General features: G+C 73.7%; 12 protein-coding genes and 1 pseudogene. 7 read left to right on the forward strand and 6 right to left on the reverse strand.

Going from position 1 to position 18,657, the window contains the following annotated elements:
- Window positions 1–499: 499 nt before the first annotated feature.
- Window positions 500–2,485 carry a protein kinase gene (locus tag ACFQ79_RS18355; RefSeq protein WP_383584564.1) on the forward strand — a complete coding sequence of 662 codons (1,986 nt, stop codon included), beginning with the start codon at window positions 500–502 and terminating at the stop codon, window positions 2,483–2,485.
- Between the two features lie 87 nt (window positions 2,486–2,572).
- Here ACFQ79_RS18355 and ACFQ79_RS18360 read toward each other — a convergent pair whose 3' ends face one another.
- The gene (locus ACFQ79_RS18360) at window positions 2,573–2,980 is read right to left on the reverse strand and encodes a Zn-ribbon domain-containing OB-fold protein (protein WP_383584567.1); all 408 of its coding nucleotides are present in this window, start codon (window positions 2,978–2,980) and stop codon (window positions 2,573–2,575) included.
- Entirely contained in the window at window positions 2,980–3,429 is a 450-nt protein-coding gene (locus tag ACFQ79_RS18365; protein WP_383584570.1) for a DoxX family membrane protein, read from the reverse strand. Before ACFQ79_RS18365 ends, ACFQ79_RS18360 begins: the two co-directional genes overlap by 1 nt.
- A gap of 216 nt (window positions 3,430–3,645) precedes the next feature.
- Here ACFQ79_RS18365 and ACFQ79_RS18370 point away from each other — a divergent pair, with 216 nt between their 5' ends.
- From ACFQ79_RS18370 to ACFQ79_RS18390, 5 genes are all read left to right on the forward strand, one after another.
- A complete protein-coding gene (locus tag ACFQ79_RS18370) occupies window positions 3,646–4,815 on the forward strand; it encodes a flavin-containing monooxygenase (protein ID WP_383584572.1) in 1,170 nt (389 codons plus the stop codon).
- A gap of 255 nt (window positions 4,816–5,070) precedes the next feature.
- A complete protein-coding gene (locus tag ACFQ79_RS18375; RefSeq protein ID WP_383584574.1) occupies window positions 5,071–7,293 on the forward strand; it encodes an acetate--CoA ligase family protein in 2,223 nt (740 codons plus the stop codon).
- 22 nt (window positions 7,294–7,315) lie between these two features.
- Window positions 7,316–8,140 (forward strand): enoyl-CoA hydratase/isomerase family protein, encoded by an 825-nt coding sequence (locus ACFQ79_RS18380; RefSeq protein ID WP_383584576.1) that lies wholly within the window; start codon window positions 7,316–7,318, stop codon window positions 8,138–8,140.
- A gap of 282 nt (window positions 8,141–8,422) precedes the next feature.
- Window positions 8,423–11,944, forward strand: coding sequence for a hypothetical protein (locus ACFQ79_RS18385; RefSeq protein ID WP_383584579.1), 3,522 nt, complete (start codon window positions 8,423–8,425; stop codon window positions 11,942–11,944).
- A 131-nt stretch (window positions 11,945–12,075) separates the two neighbouring features.
- Window positions 12,076–12,684 carry a flavin reductase family protein gene (locus tag ACFQ79_RS18390; protein ID WP_383584581.1) on the forward strand — a complete coding sequence of 203 codons (609 nt, stop codon included), beginning with the start codon at window positions 12,076–12,078 and terminating at the stop codon, window positions 12,682–12,684.
- Window positions 12,685–12,804: 120 nt separating this feature from the next.
- Here ACFQ79_RS18390 and ACFQ79_RS18395 read toward each other — a convergent pair whose 3' ends face one another.
- The 3 genes from ACFQ79_RS18395 to ACFQ79_RS18405 form a co-directional block, all read right to left on the reverse strand.
- Window positions 12,805–13,356 carry a hypothetical protein gene (locus ACFQ79_RS18395; protein WP_383584583.1) on the reverse strand — a complete coding sequence of 184 codons (552 nt, stop codon included), beginning with the start codon at window positions 13,354–13,356 and terminating at the stop codon, window positions 12,805–12,807.
- Between the two features lie 23 nt (window positions 13,357–13,379).
- On the reverse strand, window positions 13,380–14,729 hold the full coding sequence (locus ACFQ79_RS18400) for an MFS transporter (RefSeq protein WP_383584585.1): 1,350 nt from the start codon (window positions 14,727–14,729) through the stop codon (window positions 13,380–13,382).
- A gap of 194 nt (window positions 14,730–14,923) precedes the next feature.
- On the reverse strand, window positions 14,924–16,171 hold the full coding sequence (locus ACFQ79_RS18405) for an MFS transporter (RefSeq protein ID WP_383584588.1): 1,248 nt from the start codon (window positions 16,169–16,171) through the stop codon (window positions 14,924–14,926).
- 74 nt (window positions 16,172–16,245) lie between these two features.
- On the opposite strand from ACFQ79_RS18405, the gene ACFQ79_RS18410 reads away from it, so the two are divergent.
- On the forward strand, window positions 16,246–17,334 hold the full coding sequence (locus tag ACFQ79_RS18410) for a GlxA family transcriptional regulator (RefSeq protein ID WP_383584591.1): 1,089 nt from the start codon (window positions 16,246–16,248) through the stop codon (window positions 17,332–17,334).
- A 32-nt stretch (window positions 17,335–17,366) separates the two neighbouring features.
- Here ACFQ79_RS18410 and ACFQ79_RS18415 read toward each other — a convergent pair.
- Window positions 17,367–18,539: pseudogene (locus ACFQ79_RS18415) on the reverse strand (MFS transporter); the annotation flags it as partial.
- Window positions 18,540–18,657: the final 118 nt, after the last annotated feature.

The following is an 18,657-nucleotide window of genomic DNA, read 5'->3' on the forward strand; positions in this document are numbered from 1 at the left end:
AAGCCGGGGCCGGGCCGCCCCATTCAACAACCGCGCACCCCGAACCCACGGGACTGCGTCCCCCGGCCTCGGCCGCGAACCAAGCCCCCACCCACGGCCCGACGCCCGCCCACGACGGCCGGCCACTGCCCGGGCAGTCCGCGTAGGCCCCGGCCCTCGGCCGCCCTCCGAGTGTGAAAAGGCGGCCTCCGCCGCCGGGTCAAGGGTGGGCGCAGCCCATCGCGCAGCGACGCGACGAAGGAGCGCCCTTGACGCGGTGGTGGAGGACGCCACACTCGGAAAGAGGGCGGCCGCACCCGAGACACACCAGACACGCTCACCCCAGACACCTCACCCCCGCCGCCGCACCCGCACCCGCACCCGCACCCGCACCCTCCGTACGCCCCCCCACCCCCCGTTCAACTACAGTCCAGAAACAAGCACTTGACTTCGATTCAGATCGCAAACCCCCTCCGCTACTGTGTGGCCCATGCAGGGGGAACTGGAAAACAACTCTAATTTGGGCAGTCTGGACGGCAGCGGGGCCATGCCCCTGGAACCGGGTGATCCCCGGCAGATCGGCGCGTTCAGGCTCCTCGGTGTCCTCGGGTCCGGCGGGATGGGGCGGGTCTATCTCGGCGCCGTGCCCGGGAAGTTCGCCGCCGTGAAGCGGGTTCTCCCCGTGCTCGCCGAAGACGCCGACTTCCTCAGTCACTTCGGTCACGAGCTCGACAACCTCGCCCGGCTCCCCGCCGGCGCCAACACCAAGCTGCTCGCCAGCGACCGCACGGCCAAGCCCCCGTGGTTCGCCACCGAGTACATCCCGGGCATCACCCTCAACGAGGCCATCCGCCTCCACGGCGGCCCCCTTCCCGGTCCCGCCCTCTGGCGGCTCCTCCACCACGCCGCCGCCGGGCTCGGCGTCGTCCACGGCGCCGACATGGTCCACCGTGACCTCAAGCCCTCCAACGTCATGCTCACCTCCTCCGGCCTCTCCCTCATCGACTTCGGCGTCGCCCGCGCCGCCGACCAGAGCCGGCTCACCAAGACCGGCATGGTCATCGGCACCCCCGCCTACATGGCCCCCGAGCAGGCCGTCGCCGATCGCCGACTCACCGGCGCCGCCGATGTCTTCGGCCTCGGCAGCCTCCTCCTCTACGCGGCGAACGGCCGCCCTCCCTTCGGCGACGGTTCCGGCCCCGACCTGCTCTACCGCGTCGTCCACGCCGAGCCCGAGTTCGGCCGGCTCACCGAGACCGAGCCCGAGCTCGCCGACCTCATCCGCACCTGCCTCGCCAAGGACCCCGCCGACCGCCCCACGGCCGCCGCGCTCGTCGAGCTCACCACCGAGCGCGCCGAGGGCGTTCTCTGGCCCGCCGCCGTCGGCGAGCGCATAGCCGAGCGGGCCGCCTTCGCCGTCGAGCCGCCCACCGCCGAGCATCTGGCGGAGCTCGCCGAGGCCGAGCCCGCCGAGGACGTCGCCACCGCCTCCCTCACCCCGCAGGCGGGCTCGAAGGAGCCCGCCACCGCCGCTCCCGATCCGCTCGCCGTCACCGGTTCCGCCGCTCGCGGGCCGCGCGAGCAGCGGCGCAACCGGTTCTTCATGTTCGCCGTGCCCATCGTCGTCGCGACCGGCACCACCCTGACCGTGGCCCTCGGCCCGTACCAGATCGGTCAGCTCGGCGCGGGCCCCGGACCCTCCTCGTCGCCGTCCTCCGTGGCCTCGCAGCCGGCCAACGTACAGCTGCCGTCGACCCCGCCCGGCTCGCCCTCCGCCAAGACGCCGCCCGGCTCCAAGCCGTCCTCCTCCACACCGCCGGTCTCCTCCCCCGGCGCGCCCCCGCCCGCCGACGGCGGTGGCGCCGTCGGAGGCGGTGGCGCGGACGCGGGCGGCACCGGCACCCAGCCAGGGGGCGGCGGCGGGAACGGATCCGGCAGTGGCTCCGGCTCCGGCGGCGGGGTCGGGCCCTCCGATCCTTCCGGCGGCGGCTCCCACACCACGGCCCCCGGCGGTGGCGGCACCACGACCCGCCCTCCGGCCACGCAGCCGCCCCGGACCACCAAGCCCGCCCCGCCGCCGGCCACCGGCGGCTCGGCGCCCTCGGGGACGTACTCCATCGAGAGCGTCTCCAACGGCGAGTGCCTGGCCGAGTCCAATCCCGGCTACGCCATCCTGGTCAACACGGTGCCGTGCGGCACGCCGCCCAACAGCGGCACGATCTCCTACACCTGGATCTACTCGCCGGGGGCGAACGGCACCTTCCGGCTGATCAACAAGGCGTCCGGCCGCTGCCTCCAGCCGGGCGGGACACCGGGCTTCACCGCCAAGGCGTGCAACGGCTCCAGCACCCAGTCATGGAAGATCAACACCAAGACGTCCGCCGGCATGACCATCAAGAACATGAACAGCGGCCAGTGCATGATCGCCGGGCCGCCGTTCATGATGTCGTACACCTGCGACCCGAGCAGCACCACCCAGCTCTGGAGGAACGTCTCCCCCGTCTGACGGGCCACGGCCTGCCGCCCGGTGCCCAGAGCCAGTGCCTGCCGCCCGGTGCCCAGGGCTCAGAGCCTGCCGCACGGCACCCAGGGCTCAGTGCCTATCACCGGGTCCCGTGAAGACCGGGACCGTCACGTCCCCCTCCCTCCGGAAGGCGACCTCCAGCTCCATCCCGATCCGGAGGTCGCCCTCCGTCACGTCCACGACCTCCGTCATCATGCGCGGGCCCTCGGCGAGGTCGACGACCGCCGCCACGTAGGGGACGCGCTCGCCGAAGGGCGGGAGGTCGTTCCGGTGGACGACCGACCAGGTGTAGAGGGTCGCCCGGCCGCTCGCGCGCTCCCAGGCCACGTCCTCGCTCCAGCAGTGCGGGCAGAACTCGCGCGGATAGTGGTGGACGCGGTCGCAGGCCGTGCAACGGCGCAGGAGGAGGTGCCCCTCGGCGGCGGCGTCCCAGTACGGGCGGGTGAAGGTGTCGATGTCGGGGTCGGCAGCCGTCATCAGAAGAGTCCGATCGCGTGGTCGAGGGACCAGGTCTGCCAGGACATGGCGAGGAGCGCGACGAGCGAGATGAGCGCCATCATCGCGTTCTGTCCCTGCTCGGCCCAGTCGTGGATCATGAGGACGAGGTAGAGAAGGTTCAGGAGGAGGCCGCCGATCAGGGCGACCGGGGTCAGGAACCCGGCCACCAGGCCGAGTCCGAGGGCCAGTTCGGCGTAGACGACGACGTACGCCATGAGCTTGGGGCGCGGGGCGACGATCGCCTCGAAGCCCTTCTTGACCGGCGGCCACCTGTGCTTGCCCGCCACGTCGGCGGCCCAGGCGATGCCGGTGCCGCTCTCGAACCAGCCCTTCCTGTCCTTGTGGCGCCAGCTCTCCAGCCACCACAGGCCGAGGCCGATGCGGAGGACGGCGAGCCATTCGGCGCCGGTGAGCCAGACGGTCTGCATGCGCGCTCCCCCTCGTGGGACACCACTGGATCTGACGGTACGTCAGTTCAGCGCAGCCCCGCCTCCCGCGCAAGAGGCGGGCGCCCGGCGACCGGGGCGAGCGACCGAAGCAAGGGGGGCGAACGGCCGGACCGTGCGGTCGGCGTGACCGATTCGCAACCGAAATCCCTCTTGACCGAGACCCACAGCGTGTACACGTCATTACGCTCAGCATTCATGGCCACCACCCCCCTTCCACTCCCTCCACAGGCTGACCACCCCGTGTACGTCATCGGCGCGGGACCCGGCGGCCTCGCGGTCGCCGCCGCCCTGCGCGCGCGGGGCGTCCGGGCCGTCGTCCTGGAGAAGTCCGATGCCGTCGGCGCCTCCTGGCGCGCCCACTACGACCGGCTGCGGCTGCACACCACCCGGCGGCTCTCCGCCCTCCCCGGGCTCGCGATGCCCCGTTCGTTCGGGCGCTGGGTCGCCCGTGCGGACGTGGTGCGCTACCTGGAGAAGTACGCGGAGAAGCACGAGCTGGAGATCGTGACGGGCGTCGAGGTCTTCCGCGTCGAACGGGCCGGGGCCGACTGGGTCCTGCACGCGACCGGCGGGCGGCGGCTCACCGGGCGGGCGGTCGTCGTGGCCACCGGCTACAACCACACCCCGCGCCTGCCCGAGTGGCCCGGCCGCGACGCGTACAAGGGGCGCCTCGACCACGCCCGGACCTACCGCAATCCGGAGCCGTACGCCGGGAAGGACGTCCTCGTCGTCGGCATCGGCAACACCGGCGCCGAGATCGCCGCCGACCTCGCCGACGGCGGCGCCGCCCGGGTGCGGCTCGCGGTGCGGACGGTCCCGCACATCGTGAAGCGCACCACCGCGGGGTGGCCGGCGCAGCGCTCCGGCATCCTCGTCCGCCGCCTGCCGACGGCCCTCGTCGACCGGCTGGGCGCCCTCACGGCCCGGGTCGGGACGCCGGACCTCTCGGCGTACGGGCTGCCCCGGCCGGACAAGGGTCTCGCGACGCGCCAGCGCGAGGGCGCGATTCCGGTGCAGGACGTGGGCCTGATCGAGGCGGTGCGGTCGGGGAAGGTCGAGGTCGTCGCGGCCGTGGAGGCCTTCGAGGACGGCGAGGTGGTCCTGGCGGACGGCACCCGGATCGCCCCGGACGCGGTGATCGCGGCGACCGGCTACCGGCGCGCCCTGGAACCGCTGGTCGGGCATCTGGACGTGCTCGACGAGCGCGGGCACCCGGTGGTGCACGGGGCCCGCTGCCCGCGCGAGACGCCGGGCCTGTACTTCACGGGGTTCACGAACCCGATCAGCGGGATGTTCCGGGAGCTGGCGATCGACGCGGAGAAGATCGCACGGCGGATCGCACGGTCCGGCAGGCCCGCCGGCTGACCGGTGCGCCGACTGATCGGTGCGCCTGCCGACCGGTGCGCCGACTGATCGGTGCACCTGCTGACCGGTGCGCCGACTGATGGGCCGGGCGGTGATGCGCGGTCCCGGACCCCGGTCCGAATCCCGGCCGGAACCCGGTGTGAATCCCGGCCGGGATCCGGCTTCCCGCCGCACACCCATTCCTGACTGGCCGTCAGTTCTGTAATCTGACTGAGCGTCAGGTGTATACGGATGGGTGAAGGGCGGGCGGAACACATGCTTGGATCGACTCACGGCACCTTCACCACCGATCTCCGCGCCCGCGTGGTCGCCTGCGGGGAGTCACCCCGCACCACCGTGCACGGCGTCACCGCCGCCCCCGGCGACCAGGACGTCAGCGGGCGCCCGCTGCACGCGGCCGTGCCCGACCTCGACCGTTTCTTCCGGCCCGAGTCCGTCGCCGTCGTCGGCGCGTCCGACACCGAGGGCCGGCCCAACACCGGGATCACCCGGCAGCTGCTCGCCTGGGCCGAGCGGGTCGGGGCCCGGCTCGTGCCCGTGCACCCGACCCGCACCAGCGTGTTCGGGATCGACTGCGTACCCTCCGTCGGCGCGCTCACCGAGCCCGTCGACCTCGCCGTCCTCCTCGTCGCCGACCCGCTCCCCGTCATCGAGGAGCTCGCCGAGACCAAGGTGAGGTTCGCGGTCGCCTTCGCCTCCGGCTTCGCCGAGACCGGCGAGGCCGGGGCCGCCGCGCAGGAACGTCTCGCCGCCGCCGTACGCCGCTCCGGACTCCGCCTGCTCGGCCCCAACACCAACCTCAACGCCTTCGAGCGCTTCCGCGAGGACCTCGAAGGCCCCGCCGTCGCCCTCATCACCCAGTCCGGCCACCAGGGACGGCCCGTCTTCACCCTCCAGGAGCTCGGCGTCCGCCTCTCCCACTGGGCGCCCACCGGCAACGAGGCCGACCTGGAGACCTCCGACTTCATCTCGTACTTCGCCGGACGGCCCGAGGTCGGCGCCATCGCCTGTTACGTCGAGGGCCTCAAGGACGGCCGCTCCTTCCTCCTCGCCGCCGACCGGGCCGCCCGCCACGGCGTCCCGGTCGTCGCCGTGAAGGTCGGCCGCACCGAGACCGGGGCCCGTACGGCCGCCTCCCACACCGGCAAGCTCACCGGCGCCGACCAGGTCGTCGACGCGGCCATGCGCCAGTTCGGGGTGATCCGGGTCGACGGGCTCGACCAGCTCCAGGACACCGCGACCCTGCTCGCCCGCGCCCGCCGCCCGCAGGCCGACGGCGTCGTCGTCTACTCCATCTCCGGCGGTACGGGTGCCCACTTCGCCGACCTGGCCACCGAGGCGGGGCTCCGGCTGCCCACCCTCCCGCAGGCGAAGCAGGACGAACTGCACGAGTGGATCCCCGAGTACCTCTCCGTCGCCAACCCCGTCGACAACGGCGGGCACCCGGTGGGCGACTGGCGCGGCCGGAAGATCATCGACGCGATCCTCGCCGACCCGTCGGTGGGCGTCCTGATCTGTCCGATCACCGGGCCGTTCCCTCCCATGAGCGACAAGCTCGCCCAGGACCTCGTCGACGCCGCCGAGGCGACGGACAAGCTGGTGTGCGTGGTCTGGGGGTCGCCCGTCGGTACGGAGGAGGCGTACCGCACGACCCTGCTCGGCTCCTCGCGCGTCGCCACCTTCCGCACCTTCGCCAACTGCATCGGGGCCGTGAAGGCCTATCTCGACCACCACCGCTTCACCACCGCCTACCGCTCCCCCTTCGACGAGGCCCCGCGGACCCCCTCCCCCTCCTTCCGCAAGGCCCAGGCCCTCATGCGGCCCGGCCGGCGGCTCAGCGAGCACGCGGCGAAGCAGCTCCTGCGGGCGTACGGGATACGAGTGCCGCGCGAGCAGCTCGTCACCAGTGCGGCGGCGGCCGTCCGGGCCGCCGGGCTCGTCGGCTACCCGGTCGTGATGAAGGCCTCGGGCGCGCAGCTCGCCCACAAGACCGAGCTGGGCCTGGTGAAGGTCGGGCTGACCTCCGCGAGCCAGGTCAGGGACGCGTACCGCGAACTCACGGACATCGCACGCTTCGAGTCGATCGACCTCGACGGGATCCTCGTCTGCCAGATGGTCGGGCGCGGCGTCGAGATGGTGGTGGGTGTGACCCGTGACGACCTGTTCGGCCCGACGGTGACGGTCGGGCTCGGCGGGGTCCTGGTGGAGGTCCTCAACGACACGGCCGTGCGGGTCCCGCCGTTCGGGGAGTCCGAGGCACGCTCGATGCTCGGCGAACTGCGCGGCCGGGCCCTTCTCGACGGGGTACGGGGGGCGCCGCCGGCCGACGTGGACGCGCTCGTCGAGGTGGTGCTGCGGGTGCAGCGGATGGCCCTGGAACTCGACGGCGACCTCGCCGAGCTCGACATCAACCCGCTCATGGTGCTGCCGCGGGGGCAGGGCGCGGTGGCCCTGGACGCACTCGCGGTCTGTCGTTAGCCAACACCTTCTGGGAGCTCTTGTGACCGACGCGCCGGATGTCCTCCACACCGATGCCGTCCGCACCGATGTCCTCCACACCGTCGAGAACGGCGTCTCGTGGATCACCCTCAACCGCCCCGAGGCGATGAACGCGGTCACCTGGGACCAGCGGGAACGCATCATGGCCCTGCTCGACGAGGCCTCCGCCGACCCGGACGTCCGGGCGGTGGTGGTGACGGCGACGGGCCGGGGCTTCTGCGCGGGGGCGGACCTGCGGGGCGCGCCGGCCGTCCCGGAGACCGTCCCCGGGGACGTGGCGCGCACGATCCGGCGCGGGGCGCAGCGGTTCATCGGGGCCGTCATGGACTGCGAGAAGCCGGTGATCGCGGCGGTGAACGGGACGGCGGCGGGCATCGGGGCGCACCTGGCGTTCGCGTGCGATCTGGTCCTGGCCTCCGAATCGGCCCGCTTCATCGAGGTGTTCGTACGGCGGGGGCTCGTCCCGGACGGTGGCGGGGCGTATCTGCTGCCGCGGCTGATCGGACCGCAGCGGGCGAAGGAGCTGATGTTCTTCGGGGACGCGGTGTCGGCGACGGAGGCGTACGGCCTGGGGCTGGTGAACCGGGTCGTCCCGGCGGAGGAGCTGCCGAAGACGGCCCGTGAGTGGGCCGAGCGCCTCGCCCAGGGCCCGACGCGGGCGCTCGCGCTGACGAAGCAGCTGGTGAACGCGTCCCTGGACGTGGACCGCGCGGCCGCGTTCGCGGCGGAGGCGGCGGCGCAGGAGATCAACATGACGACGCGGGACGCGAAGGAGGGTGTGGCGAGCTTCGTGGAGCGGCGGGAGGCGCGGTACGAGGGGCGGTAGCGGAGTGTGTCCTGCCGGGGCCCTATGGTGTGAGCCGCATATGCCACACACTGCCGCTCCGGGGGGAACGGAATGCTCAACTCCGCGCGCTCGCGCGATGGATCCGAAGGATCTGGAAGATCCGGTAGATCCGGTAGATCCGATAGATCAGGGAAGTCCCGTAGCTCACTTCTGCTGGTCCCGGCGCTGCTGACGGCGCTCCTGAGCCCGCTGCTCCCGGCGGGCACGGCGCTGGCGGCGACGCCGGCGACTCAGGTACCGCCGGTGACTCAGGTGCCGCCGGTGACTCAGGTGCCGCCGGCGGGACCGGCACCGGCACAGGACCCGGCGGCGCCCGCGCCCGAGCCGTCGGCGACGGCCGATCCGACGCCCGCGCCGACGCCGACGCCGACCGTCGACCCGTCGCCGAACCCGACGGGACCGACCGGCACGCCGACGCCGGACTCCCCCGCCGTCTGCCCCGTCCTGCCGCTCGCGCCGCTGGGCGACCCGGGCGACGCGACGCGACGCGTCACGATGGAGCCGAACAGCGCCGCCTGCTTCACCGTCACCGTGGAGAGGCCGGGTCTGCACCGGGTGCTCGTGGCCGGTGGCGTCCCGTCCCTCACGTTCTCCTCCGGCGGAACGCCCGTCGCGTGTCCCCAGCTGGACACGAGCCCCTGTGAGCTGGCAGCCGGCACGTACACGCTCGATCTCGCCACCTCCGACTACCGACTCTCCGACACGCGGCTCGCCGTCGTCCCGTCGATGGCGGGCCCCGGCTGTCCGGACCCCGTCGACATCGGCTTCGGTACGGCTCCGACGACGGGCACGGCCGACGAAGTCGGCCTCGTCTGCCACCCCTTCGACGCCGCGCCCGGTGAGCTGATCACCTCGAGCATCCAGCCCCGGGAAGGCGCGTCGGCCAACGTCACCGCGTGGATCACGGACGGCACGGGCAAGCGGCTCTGCAGTGTCGGCTACGACTGCGTGCTGCCCGCCGCGGTCGGTGGCTACCGCGTCCTCGCGCACCTCAGCCCCTCGGCCGGCTCGTATCCCGTCCCGTACACCCTGCAGGTGCGGCAGATCTCCCACCCGGTGGGCTGCGCGGTCGCGTCCGTGACGGCCTACGGTTCCGCGCCCTCCGCGGTGTCGCCCCCGGTCGAGTGCGCGACCTTCACGCCGACCACGGCCGGCGACCATCTCATCAGCGGCATCACGGCCTCCGGCAGTTCGAGCACGGTGAAGACGTACGCGCCCGGCGGACGGATCTGCGCGTACACGATCGCCTGCCGGCTCACCGCGGGCGTCACGTACACCCTGCTCACGGACGACGCCGTGCGCATCCTCGACCCGCGCTCTACGGAGGGCTGCACGGACGACGTGCGGCTCGGGAGCGCCCACCGGGGCGCGTTCTCCGTCCGCGGCGAGGTCGACTGCCTGAGCCTGCCGGTCCCCCGGGGCGCTCACCTGGCCGTACTGACCGGCGACGCGCCGGGCGAGGCGGGCACCCGCCCCAGGGTCACCCTCGTCGACGCGACCGGTGCCACGATGTGCCATCTGCCGCCGAGCTCCGCCGTCGGCAACTGCGCCCTCGACGGCACAGCCCCGTACCGGGCGATCGTCGAGAACGACACGTCGGACCCGGCCACAGGCCCCTACGCCCTCGCCTTCCACCGCACGGACGCGGCGAGCGGCTGCCGGACCTTCCTGGCCGGTGACTTCACCGCGGGATCGGCCCGGATGACCGTCACGACCGGTGCGGACGCCTTCTCGGACTGTCTGACCATTCCGGCGGACGCGCACTCCGCCCGCGAGGTGATCAGCCTGCGGGACGGCTCGGGCGAACGGGCGGGCGAGCTCACCGTCTTCGACCAGACCGGCGCACGGGCCTGCCTCGACCCGGACTCCTACGACTCCGTCACCCAGGACGACTGCGCCCTGACTCCCGGTCTCGTGTACACGGCCGTGGTCCATGGTGCCGACGCACCCGCCGAGTTCGTCCTCACCCGCCGGGACGTCACCGAGACCGCGCGTGGCTGCGTCGACACTCCTGTCACGGCGGTCGGTCACCCGTCCGCCGCCGGTGTCCCGGCCGCGCCCGGCACCTACGTGTGCCACCGGGTGACCGCCCTCGACAGCCGGGACACCCTGCACCTGGACTTCCGCGACACGTCGTACCTCTCGGTCTGGCCGGTCGGCCTGTACGAGGCGAACGGCACGAAGGCCTGTGCCGATCTGCCCTCCGGCTGCGCCGTCACCGGATCCATCCGCTACCAGGCGGTGGTCGAGGTCCGGGCGGACACGGCCGGCGCGCCCGCCTACCGTGTCGACGCCCTGCGCATCGCCACGGCCGCCGGGCCCGCGCCCGAGTGCGTCAGGGTCCCCGACGTCAGCTACGGCTTCGGGCCCCTCGCCGCCACCCTGTCCGAGCAGAAGCCGGCGATCTGCGCCGTGCTGCCCACCGCGAGCTACGACAGGTTCTGGATGGTCCAGACGCCCGCCGTGAGCCTTCCGCAGACGCCGACCCCCCGGCTGTACGACCTGTCGACCCTGCAGAACGGCTGCGCCCGGCGGGCCTCCACGTCCTACGAGTGCGAAGTGCCGCGCCGTGAGGACGACTGGTACACGGAGCCCCGGCCGACCCTCCTCGTGATCGGCATGCCGTCGGCGCCCACGCAGTCCGCCGTGCCGCTGCGAGCGACGTTCTCCTGCCCGTCGTCGCCGTGCGGTCACGTGGAGCGGACCGTCGGCACCGTCGTCCCCGGCACCGTCGGTGCCGGGAGGATCACGGTGACGGTCACCGGCGCGGCGCTGCACGAGAAGGACGTCGTCGAGGTGTCCGGTGGCGGCTTCCGCGCCCGGTCGACGACGGTGTCCGTCGCTCCCGACCGGCGGAGCATGAGCGTCGCGCTGGATCTGACGAGCGCACCGCGCACCGCGCTGAACCTGAGCGTGGTCACGCACGACGGTGCCACGTACGCGCGCGGCAAGGTCACCGTCGTCGCCCCGATCCGCGCCACCGCGGCCCCCGGCGTCACCGGCACCGCCGTCGTCGGCGGCAAGGTGACGGCGAAGGCCGGGACCTGGACGCCGGCGGCCGAGTCGTACGCGTACCAGTGGCGGGCCGACGGGGTCGCGATCGCGGGGGCCACGGCCTCCACGTACACGATCCCCGCCGCCCTCCAGGGCAGGCAGCTGTCCCTGGCCGTGACCGCGCGGAAGGCCGGGCATCCCCTGGTCACCGCGACGACGGGCGCCCTGGTCGTGAAGGGCACCGCGCCCAAGCCCACCAAGCTGCCGGGGCTCTCCGGCTCCACGCGGGTGGGCAACAGGATGACCGCCGTGGTGGGCACCTGGTCGCCCGCTCCGACCTCGTACGCCTACCAGTGGCGGGCCGACGGCGTCGCGATCTCCGGCGCGACCGGGTCGACGTACGTCGTCGGCGGGGCCGTCGCGGGGAAGAAGCTCACGGTGACCGTGACGGCCCACCGCTCCGGGCACCTGAGCGGGGCGTACACGACCGTCGGGTACACCGTCGCGTACGGGTACGCGCCGAAGACGACCAAGGCCCCGTCCCTCACGGGCACGGTCAAGGTCGGGCGGACGCTCAGCCTGAACCGGGGTACGTGGACGCCGGCTCCGACCTCGTACGCGTACCAGTGGTACGCGAACGGGCGGGCGATCAGCGGGGCCACCCGCGCCACGTTCACGCTCACCAAGACCCAGCGCGGGACCCGGATCACCGTCAGGGTGACCGCCCACCGCACCGGGCACACCTCGGGTGTCGCCTGGACCCGGGCGACGGGCGCCGTCGCCGGCTGATCCCGCGGCCGTACGCGTGAGGAGCCCCCGGGGCGGCGGTCCTGCCGTCACCCCGGGGGCTTTCGCGTGCCCGGCCTCCTGCCGAGTCTTCACCGTCTCCACCCTTCTCATCTGACGAACCGTCAGGTTCAATGGGCGGTGTGATGGGACACGCGGGGATGGCGGCCACCGTCGTCCGACACCTGAGAGCGGCCGGTTCGCCGACGGCCGTGGAACCACTGCCCCGGCCGGTACTGCGCGCGGTACGGGAGGACGAGCGACCGCCCGTCGACCCGGCCGAATTCCGCCGCGTCCTCGGCCACTTCGCGAGCGGGGTCACCGTCGTGACCGCGCTCGACGCGGAAGGACCGGCCGGATTCGCCTGCCAGTCCTTCGCCTCCCTCTCCCTCGACCCGCCCCTGGTCGCCTTCATGGTCGCCCGTACGTCGACGACCTGGCCCCGGATCGCGGACGCGGGCACCTTCTGCGTCAACATCCTCGGCGCCGACCAGGGCCCGCTGTGCCGGTCGTTCGCGGTCAGCGGGGCGGACAAGTTCGCGGGCGTCGCCTGGACCCCGGCCCCCGTCACGGGCTCCCCCAGGCTCACCGGCACTCCCGCCTGGATCGACTGCGCGATCACCGCCGTGCACACGGGGGGCGACCATCTGATCGTGGTGGGACGGGTGGAGTCGCTGGGGGCGGAGGAGGACGGGGATCCGCTGCTCTTCCACCGGGGGAGGTTCGGGCGCTTCAGCGCCTAGACGCGGGGGCGCCTGAGCGCGAAAGGGCCCTGAGCCCGGAGGCGCCTGAGCGCGAATGGACCCTGCGCGCGGAGGCGCCTGAGCGCGAAAGGGCCCTGCGCGCGGAGGTGCCCCGGCGCCTCAGGCCTCGATCACGCCCGTGTGCAGACCCACCGTGCCGAGCAGGAACACGGTCAGCACCGTCACCGTCCCCCACACCAGCAGCGCCACGAAGTAACCCCGTCGCGCGTGACGCGTGACGAGTACCGCCGCGGCCAGGCACGCCGTGGCCACCAGCCAGCCCGGCCCGCCCGCGAGCGGCCACAGCAGGCCCCCCGCGGCGGTCGACAGGAGCAGGTGCCAGCCGGTCGGGCGGCCGCCCAGCCGCCGCGTCAGGGCCTCGCCCAGGAGCACGACCGGCAGCACGAGCGCGGCGGAGACCGCGAACGCCGGAAGCAGCCCGACCACCGTGAGGAGCGGGAGCGCGAGGAGGGTCAGCGCGCTGAGGCGCTCCTCGCCCGGCTCCGGCTGCCCGGCGTCCCCGAACACCACCAGCAGGATCAGGGCGACGGCCCCCTCCAGGGCCAGTGCGAGCACCGAGGCCCACAGCATCCTGCTGTACGTGCGCCCCTCGTCCCGCCCGCTCGTGCCGGGCCCGTTCACCTCACGCTCGCGCGCGCCCCGCTCGCTCATGCGTGGTCACCCCCTGGCGGCCATCATGCTCCCGCCGGGGACACCGTCTCCGTCCGGGGTCGGCGGATCACCAGGGCCATCAGCGCCGCCGCCGCGCACAGCGCGCCCGAGGCGTACCAGACGAGGTCGTACGAGCCGAAGACGTCACGGGCCACTCCGCCGGCGAACGCGACGGCCGCCGCGCCCACCTGGTGGGAGGCGAGGACCCAGCCGAAGACGATCGCCGAGTCCTCGCCGTAGTGCTCGCGGCACAGGGCGATCGTCGGCGGGACCGTGGCCACCCAGTCCAGGCCGTAGAACACGATGAAGAACAGCATCGGCGGGTGCACGGACGGCGCGAGCAGCATCGGCAGGAAGAGGAGGGAGACGCCGCGGAGCGCGTAGTAGACCGCGAGGAGCCGGCGGGCCTCGAAGCGGTCGGTGAACCAGCCCGAGGCGATCGTGCCGACGACGTCGAAGACGCCGATGACCGCGAGCAGACCGGCCGCCGCCGTCACCGGCATCCCGTGGTCGTGGGCCGCCGGGACGAAGTGGGTCTTCACCAGGCCGTTCGTCGACGCCCCGCAGATCGCGAACGTGCCCGCCAGGAGCCAGAACGGGCCGGTCCGGGCCGCCTTGAACAGGACCGTCACCGCACGCCGGGCCGCACCCGTGACGGGCGCCGGCTTGTCGGCGTACTCCCCGCCGTACGGGGCGAGCCCGACGTCCGCCGGGTGGTCCCGGAGCAGCAACCACACGAACGGGACCACGGCGAGCGCGGAGAGCGCCACGGTCACGGCCGCCGGGCGCCAGCCGTGGTGCTCGACCAGCCAGGACAGCAGCGGCAGGAACACCAGCTGCCCGGAGGCGCCGGCCGCCGTGAGGATGCCCGTCACCAGGCCGCGGCGGGCCACGAACCAGCGGTTGGTGACCGTCGCCGCGAACGCGAGGGCCATCGAGCCGCTGCCGAGCCCGACGAGCACGCCCCAGAGGAGGACGAGCTGCCAGGCGGCCGTCATCCACACCGTGAGGACCGAGCCCAGCGCGATGACCGACAGCGCCACCGCCACGATCCGGCGGATGCCGAAGCGGTCCATGAGGGCGGCGGCGAAGGGTGCCGTGAGGCCGTAGAGGGCGAGGTTCACCGAGACGGCGAAGCCGATCGTCCCCCGCGACCAGTCGAACTCCTCGTGCAGCGGCTCGATCAGCAGGCCGGGGAGCGACGCGAACGCCGCCGCGCCGATGATCGTGACGAAGGTGACCGCCGCGACGAACCAGGCGCGATGGATGCGGGGCGTGCGGGAGGCGCGGGGGGTGCCTGGGCTGTGGGGCGCCCGCCCGTCGGGCGTATCGGCGGGCGTATCGGCGGGCGGTGTCTCGGTTGTCTGGGCCATGCCACCGAGCATCCCGGCCCGCCCCGTGCCCGGACCATTGGCCCGGACGACAGCTTTCGAACGGATCGGGACACGGATCGGGACACTCATCGGGGCACGGATCGGGACAGGGTTCGAAGGCAGGCTTCGGGACACGCGCCCGACGCGTGCCCCGGCACCGGTTCGGCCACGGGCCTGGAGGCCCCGGCCCTCGCTCACACCCTCGGCAGCGTCCTGATCGGGCGTACCGCAAGCAGCGCGCCCACCACGAGCACCGCGATCCCCGCCCCCACCAGCAACACCTCCTCGGTGCCGACCGCCGCCGCCACCGGTCCCGAGAGGGTGCGGCCGACGCCCATCATCAGGAGCGAGCCGGCCACGTCGTACGCGTGCATCCGGTTCAGCGCCTCCTGCGGTACGTGCGTCTGCACGGCCGTCGACCACATCACCAGCCAGAAGGCGAACGCCGCGCCGCCGATGAACTGGCCCGCGCCGAGCAGCGCCACGGGCGCGCCCAGACCGAGCAGCGCGAGGTTCACGGGGAGGCCGAGGAGGGCGACCGCACCGGCCGCGAGCGGGGCGCGCGGGCGCAGCCGGAGGGCGAGCAGGCCGCCGACGGCACTGCCCGCGCCGTTGACGGCCATGAGCACGCCGTACGTGGCCGAACCGTGGTCCTCGGTGACCAGGCTCGCGGTGAGCGGCACCATGGGGCCGGCCACGGTGAGCCCGTACACGGTCCAGATGGCGATGACGCCCCAGAGCCAGTTCCGCGAGCGGAACTCCCGCCAGCCGCCGATGAGTTCGGCGCCGAGGGAGTCGCGCCGCAGGGAGTCCGAGGGGATCGGGGCGATCCGCATCAGGGTGAGGCAGAGGGCGCTGACCGCGAAGGTCGCGCCGTTGACGGCGAAGGCGGCGCCCGCGTTCCACACGGCGACGAGCACGCCCGCCGCCGCCGGCCCCGCCATGATCATGAGGGCCTCGACGACCCGGAGGACGGCGTTGGCGCGCTGGACGTCGGGGGCGATGCGCGGGATGGTCGAGGCGACGCCCGGCTGGAAGAGGGCGGCGCCGACGCCGCTGAGGACGGAGAGGGTGTAGACCGCCCAGAGGGGCGGGCCGCCGAGGGTGAAGGCGACGGCGAGGACGGCCGCTCCGGGCAGTCGCAGGAGGTCCGCGAGGATCATCATGCGGCGGGCGGTGAAGCGGTCGGCGAGGACGCCGCCGAAGAGGACGAAGACCGCGAAGGCGGCGGTCCAGCCGCCGAGCGCGTAGCCGACGGTGGCGCCGGAGTGGCCGGCGCCGAGGAGTCCGGCGGCGAAGGCGACCGGGACCATGCCCTCGCCGAAGACGGCGACGCCCCGGGCGACGAAGAAGAGCCGGAAGTTACGGTTCCACAGTGCGGGCGGCTCGGCCGGGGCGGGAATCCGCTCGGCGGCCTCAGACTTGTACGTGTTGTCCGTCACGGAGAGGTAGACCTATCACCACGTGGTCTACACCACCACTGAATTTCGACCGATCTCCGGAGGGAGCACCGCCCGTGCCGCCGTCGTCCGAACCGCCCCCGCACCGCGTCGCCGTGCTCGCGCTGCCCGGCCTCCTCCCCTTCGAGCTGGGCATCCCGCACCGCATATTCGGCCGCGCGAAGGACAGCGGGGGCCGTCCGCTGTACGAGATCGTCACCTGTGCGACGGCCGCGGGACCGGTGCCGACGGACGCGGACTTCTCGATCCACGTCGAGCACGGCCCGGAGGCGCTCGCCACCGCCGACACCGTCGTCGTACCCGCCTCGTACGAGCTCGGTCCGGTCTACGACGAGGGCCGGCTCACCGACGAACTGGCCGCCGCGCTCGCCCGCATCCGGCCCGGCACCCGGCTCGTCTCCATCTGCACCGGCGGGTACGTGCTCGCGGCCGCCGGGTACCTGGACGGGCGCCCGGCCACCACCCACTGGTCCTCGGCCGAGCACTTCCAGCGGATCTTCCCGCGCGTCCGGGTCGACGCGGACGTGCTCTTCGTCGACGACGGAGACGTCCTCACGTCGGCGGGCGTGGCCGCCGGGATCGACCTGTGCCTGCACATCGTGCGCCGCGACCACGGCACGGCCGTCGCCAACGACGTCGCCCGCAGGACCGTCGTGCCGCCGCACCGGGACGGCGGTCAGGCCCAGTACATCGAGCGGCCCCTGCCGGAGGCCGGGACACACACCACGACCACCGCGCGGGCGTGGGCCCTCGCCCATCTGCACGAGCCGATCCAGCTGCGGGACCTGGCCGAGAAGGAGGCGATGAGCGTACGGACGTTCACCCGTCGCTTCCGTGACGAGGTGGGCATCAGCCCCGGCCAGTGGCTCACCCAGCAGCGGGTCGAACGCGCCCGGCACCTCCTCGAGTCCACCGGCCTGCCCGTCGACCGGGTCGCCCAGGACGCGGGCTTCGGCACGGCGCAGTCGCTGCGGGTGCATCTGATGAGCGCGATCGGGGTGACGCCGACGTCCTACCGGCGGACGTTCCGGACGGCCTCGTCCACGTCCTCGGAGGCCGCGTCCTTCGAGGCCGCGTCCTTCGAGGCCACGTCCTTCGAGGCCACGTCGTCGAAGGCGGCGTCCTCGGAGGCGGCGTCCTCGTAAGCCGCTGCCCGGGCCTGGGGCCGTGCCCGGTCGGCGGCCTCCCGCTCCCGGACGAGCCGCCGCTCCCCCACCGCGCCGATCAGGATGAGCAGGCCGGTCAGACCGACCCCGCAGAGGATCGCGGTCGACGGCGCCACGACCTTGAGCAGTCCGCCCGCGAGGGTGCCGCTGGCCGCGTAACCGGCGCCCACCGCCGCGTACATGACCGAGTAGCCGGCGGCGAGCGCCGACGGCGGCAGCAGCTCCCTGAGGGCCAGGTTCCGGGCCAGGCTCGCCGGCGCCTGGAGGAGCCCGGCCGCCACCAGGGCCACCGCGATCCCCGTCGCCGAAGGCAGGACGGCGACCAGGGCGACGCCCGAGGCGACCGCGAGGACAAGGACGAGGGACTGGACCGGCAGCGTGCCCGGCCAGCCGGCCCGGAGACCGTAGGCGAACGCGCCGACCGCCGAGCCGATCGAGAACCCGGCGAGCAGCAGGCCCGCCCAGCCGATGCCGATCCCGCGCTGTTCGAGGAGCGCGGGCAGGATCAGCTCGGCGAGCGCGAGCAGCGTCAGACCGGCCGCCCCCAGGACGTACACCGGCCAGGCCCGGAGCAGCGCCCGTCGCGTCGACGCGCCGTCCCCCTTGGCCGCCTGCTGCCAGCCGGGCGGGAGCATCCACAGCCCGGCGACCGACAGAACCAGCAGGACCCCCATGAGCAGCAGGGGTACGGCGGGGTCGACGCCGAGCGCCAGGCCGGTGACGAGGGCGGGAGCGGCGGCCCAGATGCCGAAGATCAGCACCGACTCCATGCTCATCGCCTGGGTCACGGCCCGCTCGGGGACGAGGCTGGTGAGGAGCGCGCGCAGCCCGCCGGGCACGGCGGCGGGCCCTGCGCCGCCGAGCAGCGCGAGGGCGGCGAGCACCACGGGGTGCGCGCCGGGCACGAGCCCGAGGCCCGTGAACCCGGCGGCCCCGACGGCGAGTCCGGCGACGAGCTGCGGCCGGGCGTGCTCGGCGTTCAGCCGCAGGCCGAGGACGGGCGCGGCGACGATCTCCCCGATGACGTACGCGGCGGCGAGCACGGCTCCGAGCGAGTACCCGCCGGGCCGCTCCCGGACGAGGAACACGAGGGCGAGGGGGGCCATGGCGATGGGCAGCCGACCGGCGACGGTGACGGCGGACCAGGCGAGAACGGGGCGGGTGGCGAGCTCGCGATAGGACATGCTCAGGACCGTAGCGACGTCCATCCGTGAGGCCCACCTCGTTTTCCCCTCTCACCCCCCGTCTCGCCCTCGTCTCGCCCCCCCCGTCTCGCTCCCCGTCTCGCCCCCCGCCTTTCCC

Origin of the sequence: Streptomyces sp. NPDC056480 (assembly GCF_042795405.1) — a bacterium.
In the GTDB taxonomy this organism is placed as follows: domain Bacteria; phylum Actinomycetota; class Actinomycetes; order Streptomycetales; family Streptomycetaceae; genus Streptomyces.

Coding starts and splice junctions, on each gene's coding strand:
- ACFQ79_RS18375 (WP_383584574.1), top strand. CDS start 5,071: ATGCTTGGATCGACTCACGGCACCTTCACCACCGATCTCCGCGCCCGC.
- ACFQ79_RS18395 (WP_383584583.1), bottom strand. CDS start 13,356: ATGAGCGAGCGGGGCGCGCGCGAGCGTGAGGTGAACGGGCCCGGCACG.
- ACFQ79_RS18365 (WP_383584570.1), bottom strand. CDS start 3,429: ATGCAGACCGTCTGGCTCACCGGCGCCGAATGGCTCGCCGTCCTCCGC.
- ACFQ79_RS18370 (WP_383584572.1), top strand. CDS start 3,646: ATGGCCACCACCCCCCTTCCACTCCCTCCACAGGCTGACCACCCCGTG.
- ACFQ79_RS18390 (WP_383584581.1), top strand. CDS start 12,076: ATGGGCGGTGTGATGGGACACGCGGGGATGGCGGCCACCGTCGTCCGA.
- ACFQ79_RS18400 (WP_383584585.1), bottom strand. CDS start 14,729: ATGGCCCAGACAACCGAGACACCGCCCGCCGATACGCCCGCCGATACG.
- ACFQ79_RS18360 (WP_383584567.1), bottom strand. CDS start 2,980: ATGACGGCTGCCGACCCCGACATCGACACCTTCACCCGCCCGTACTGG.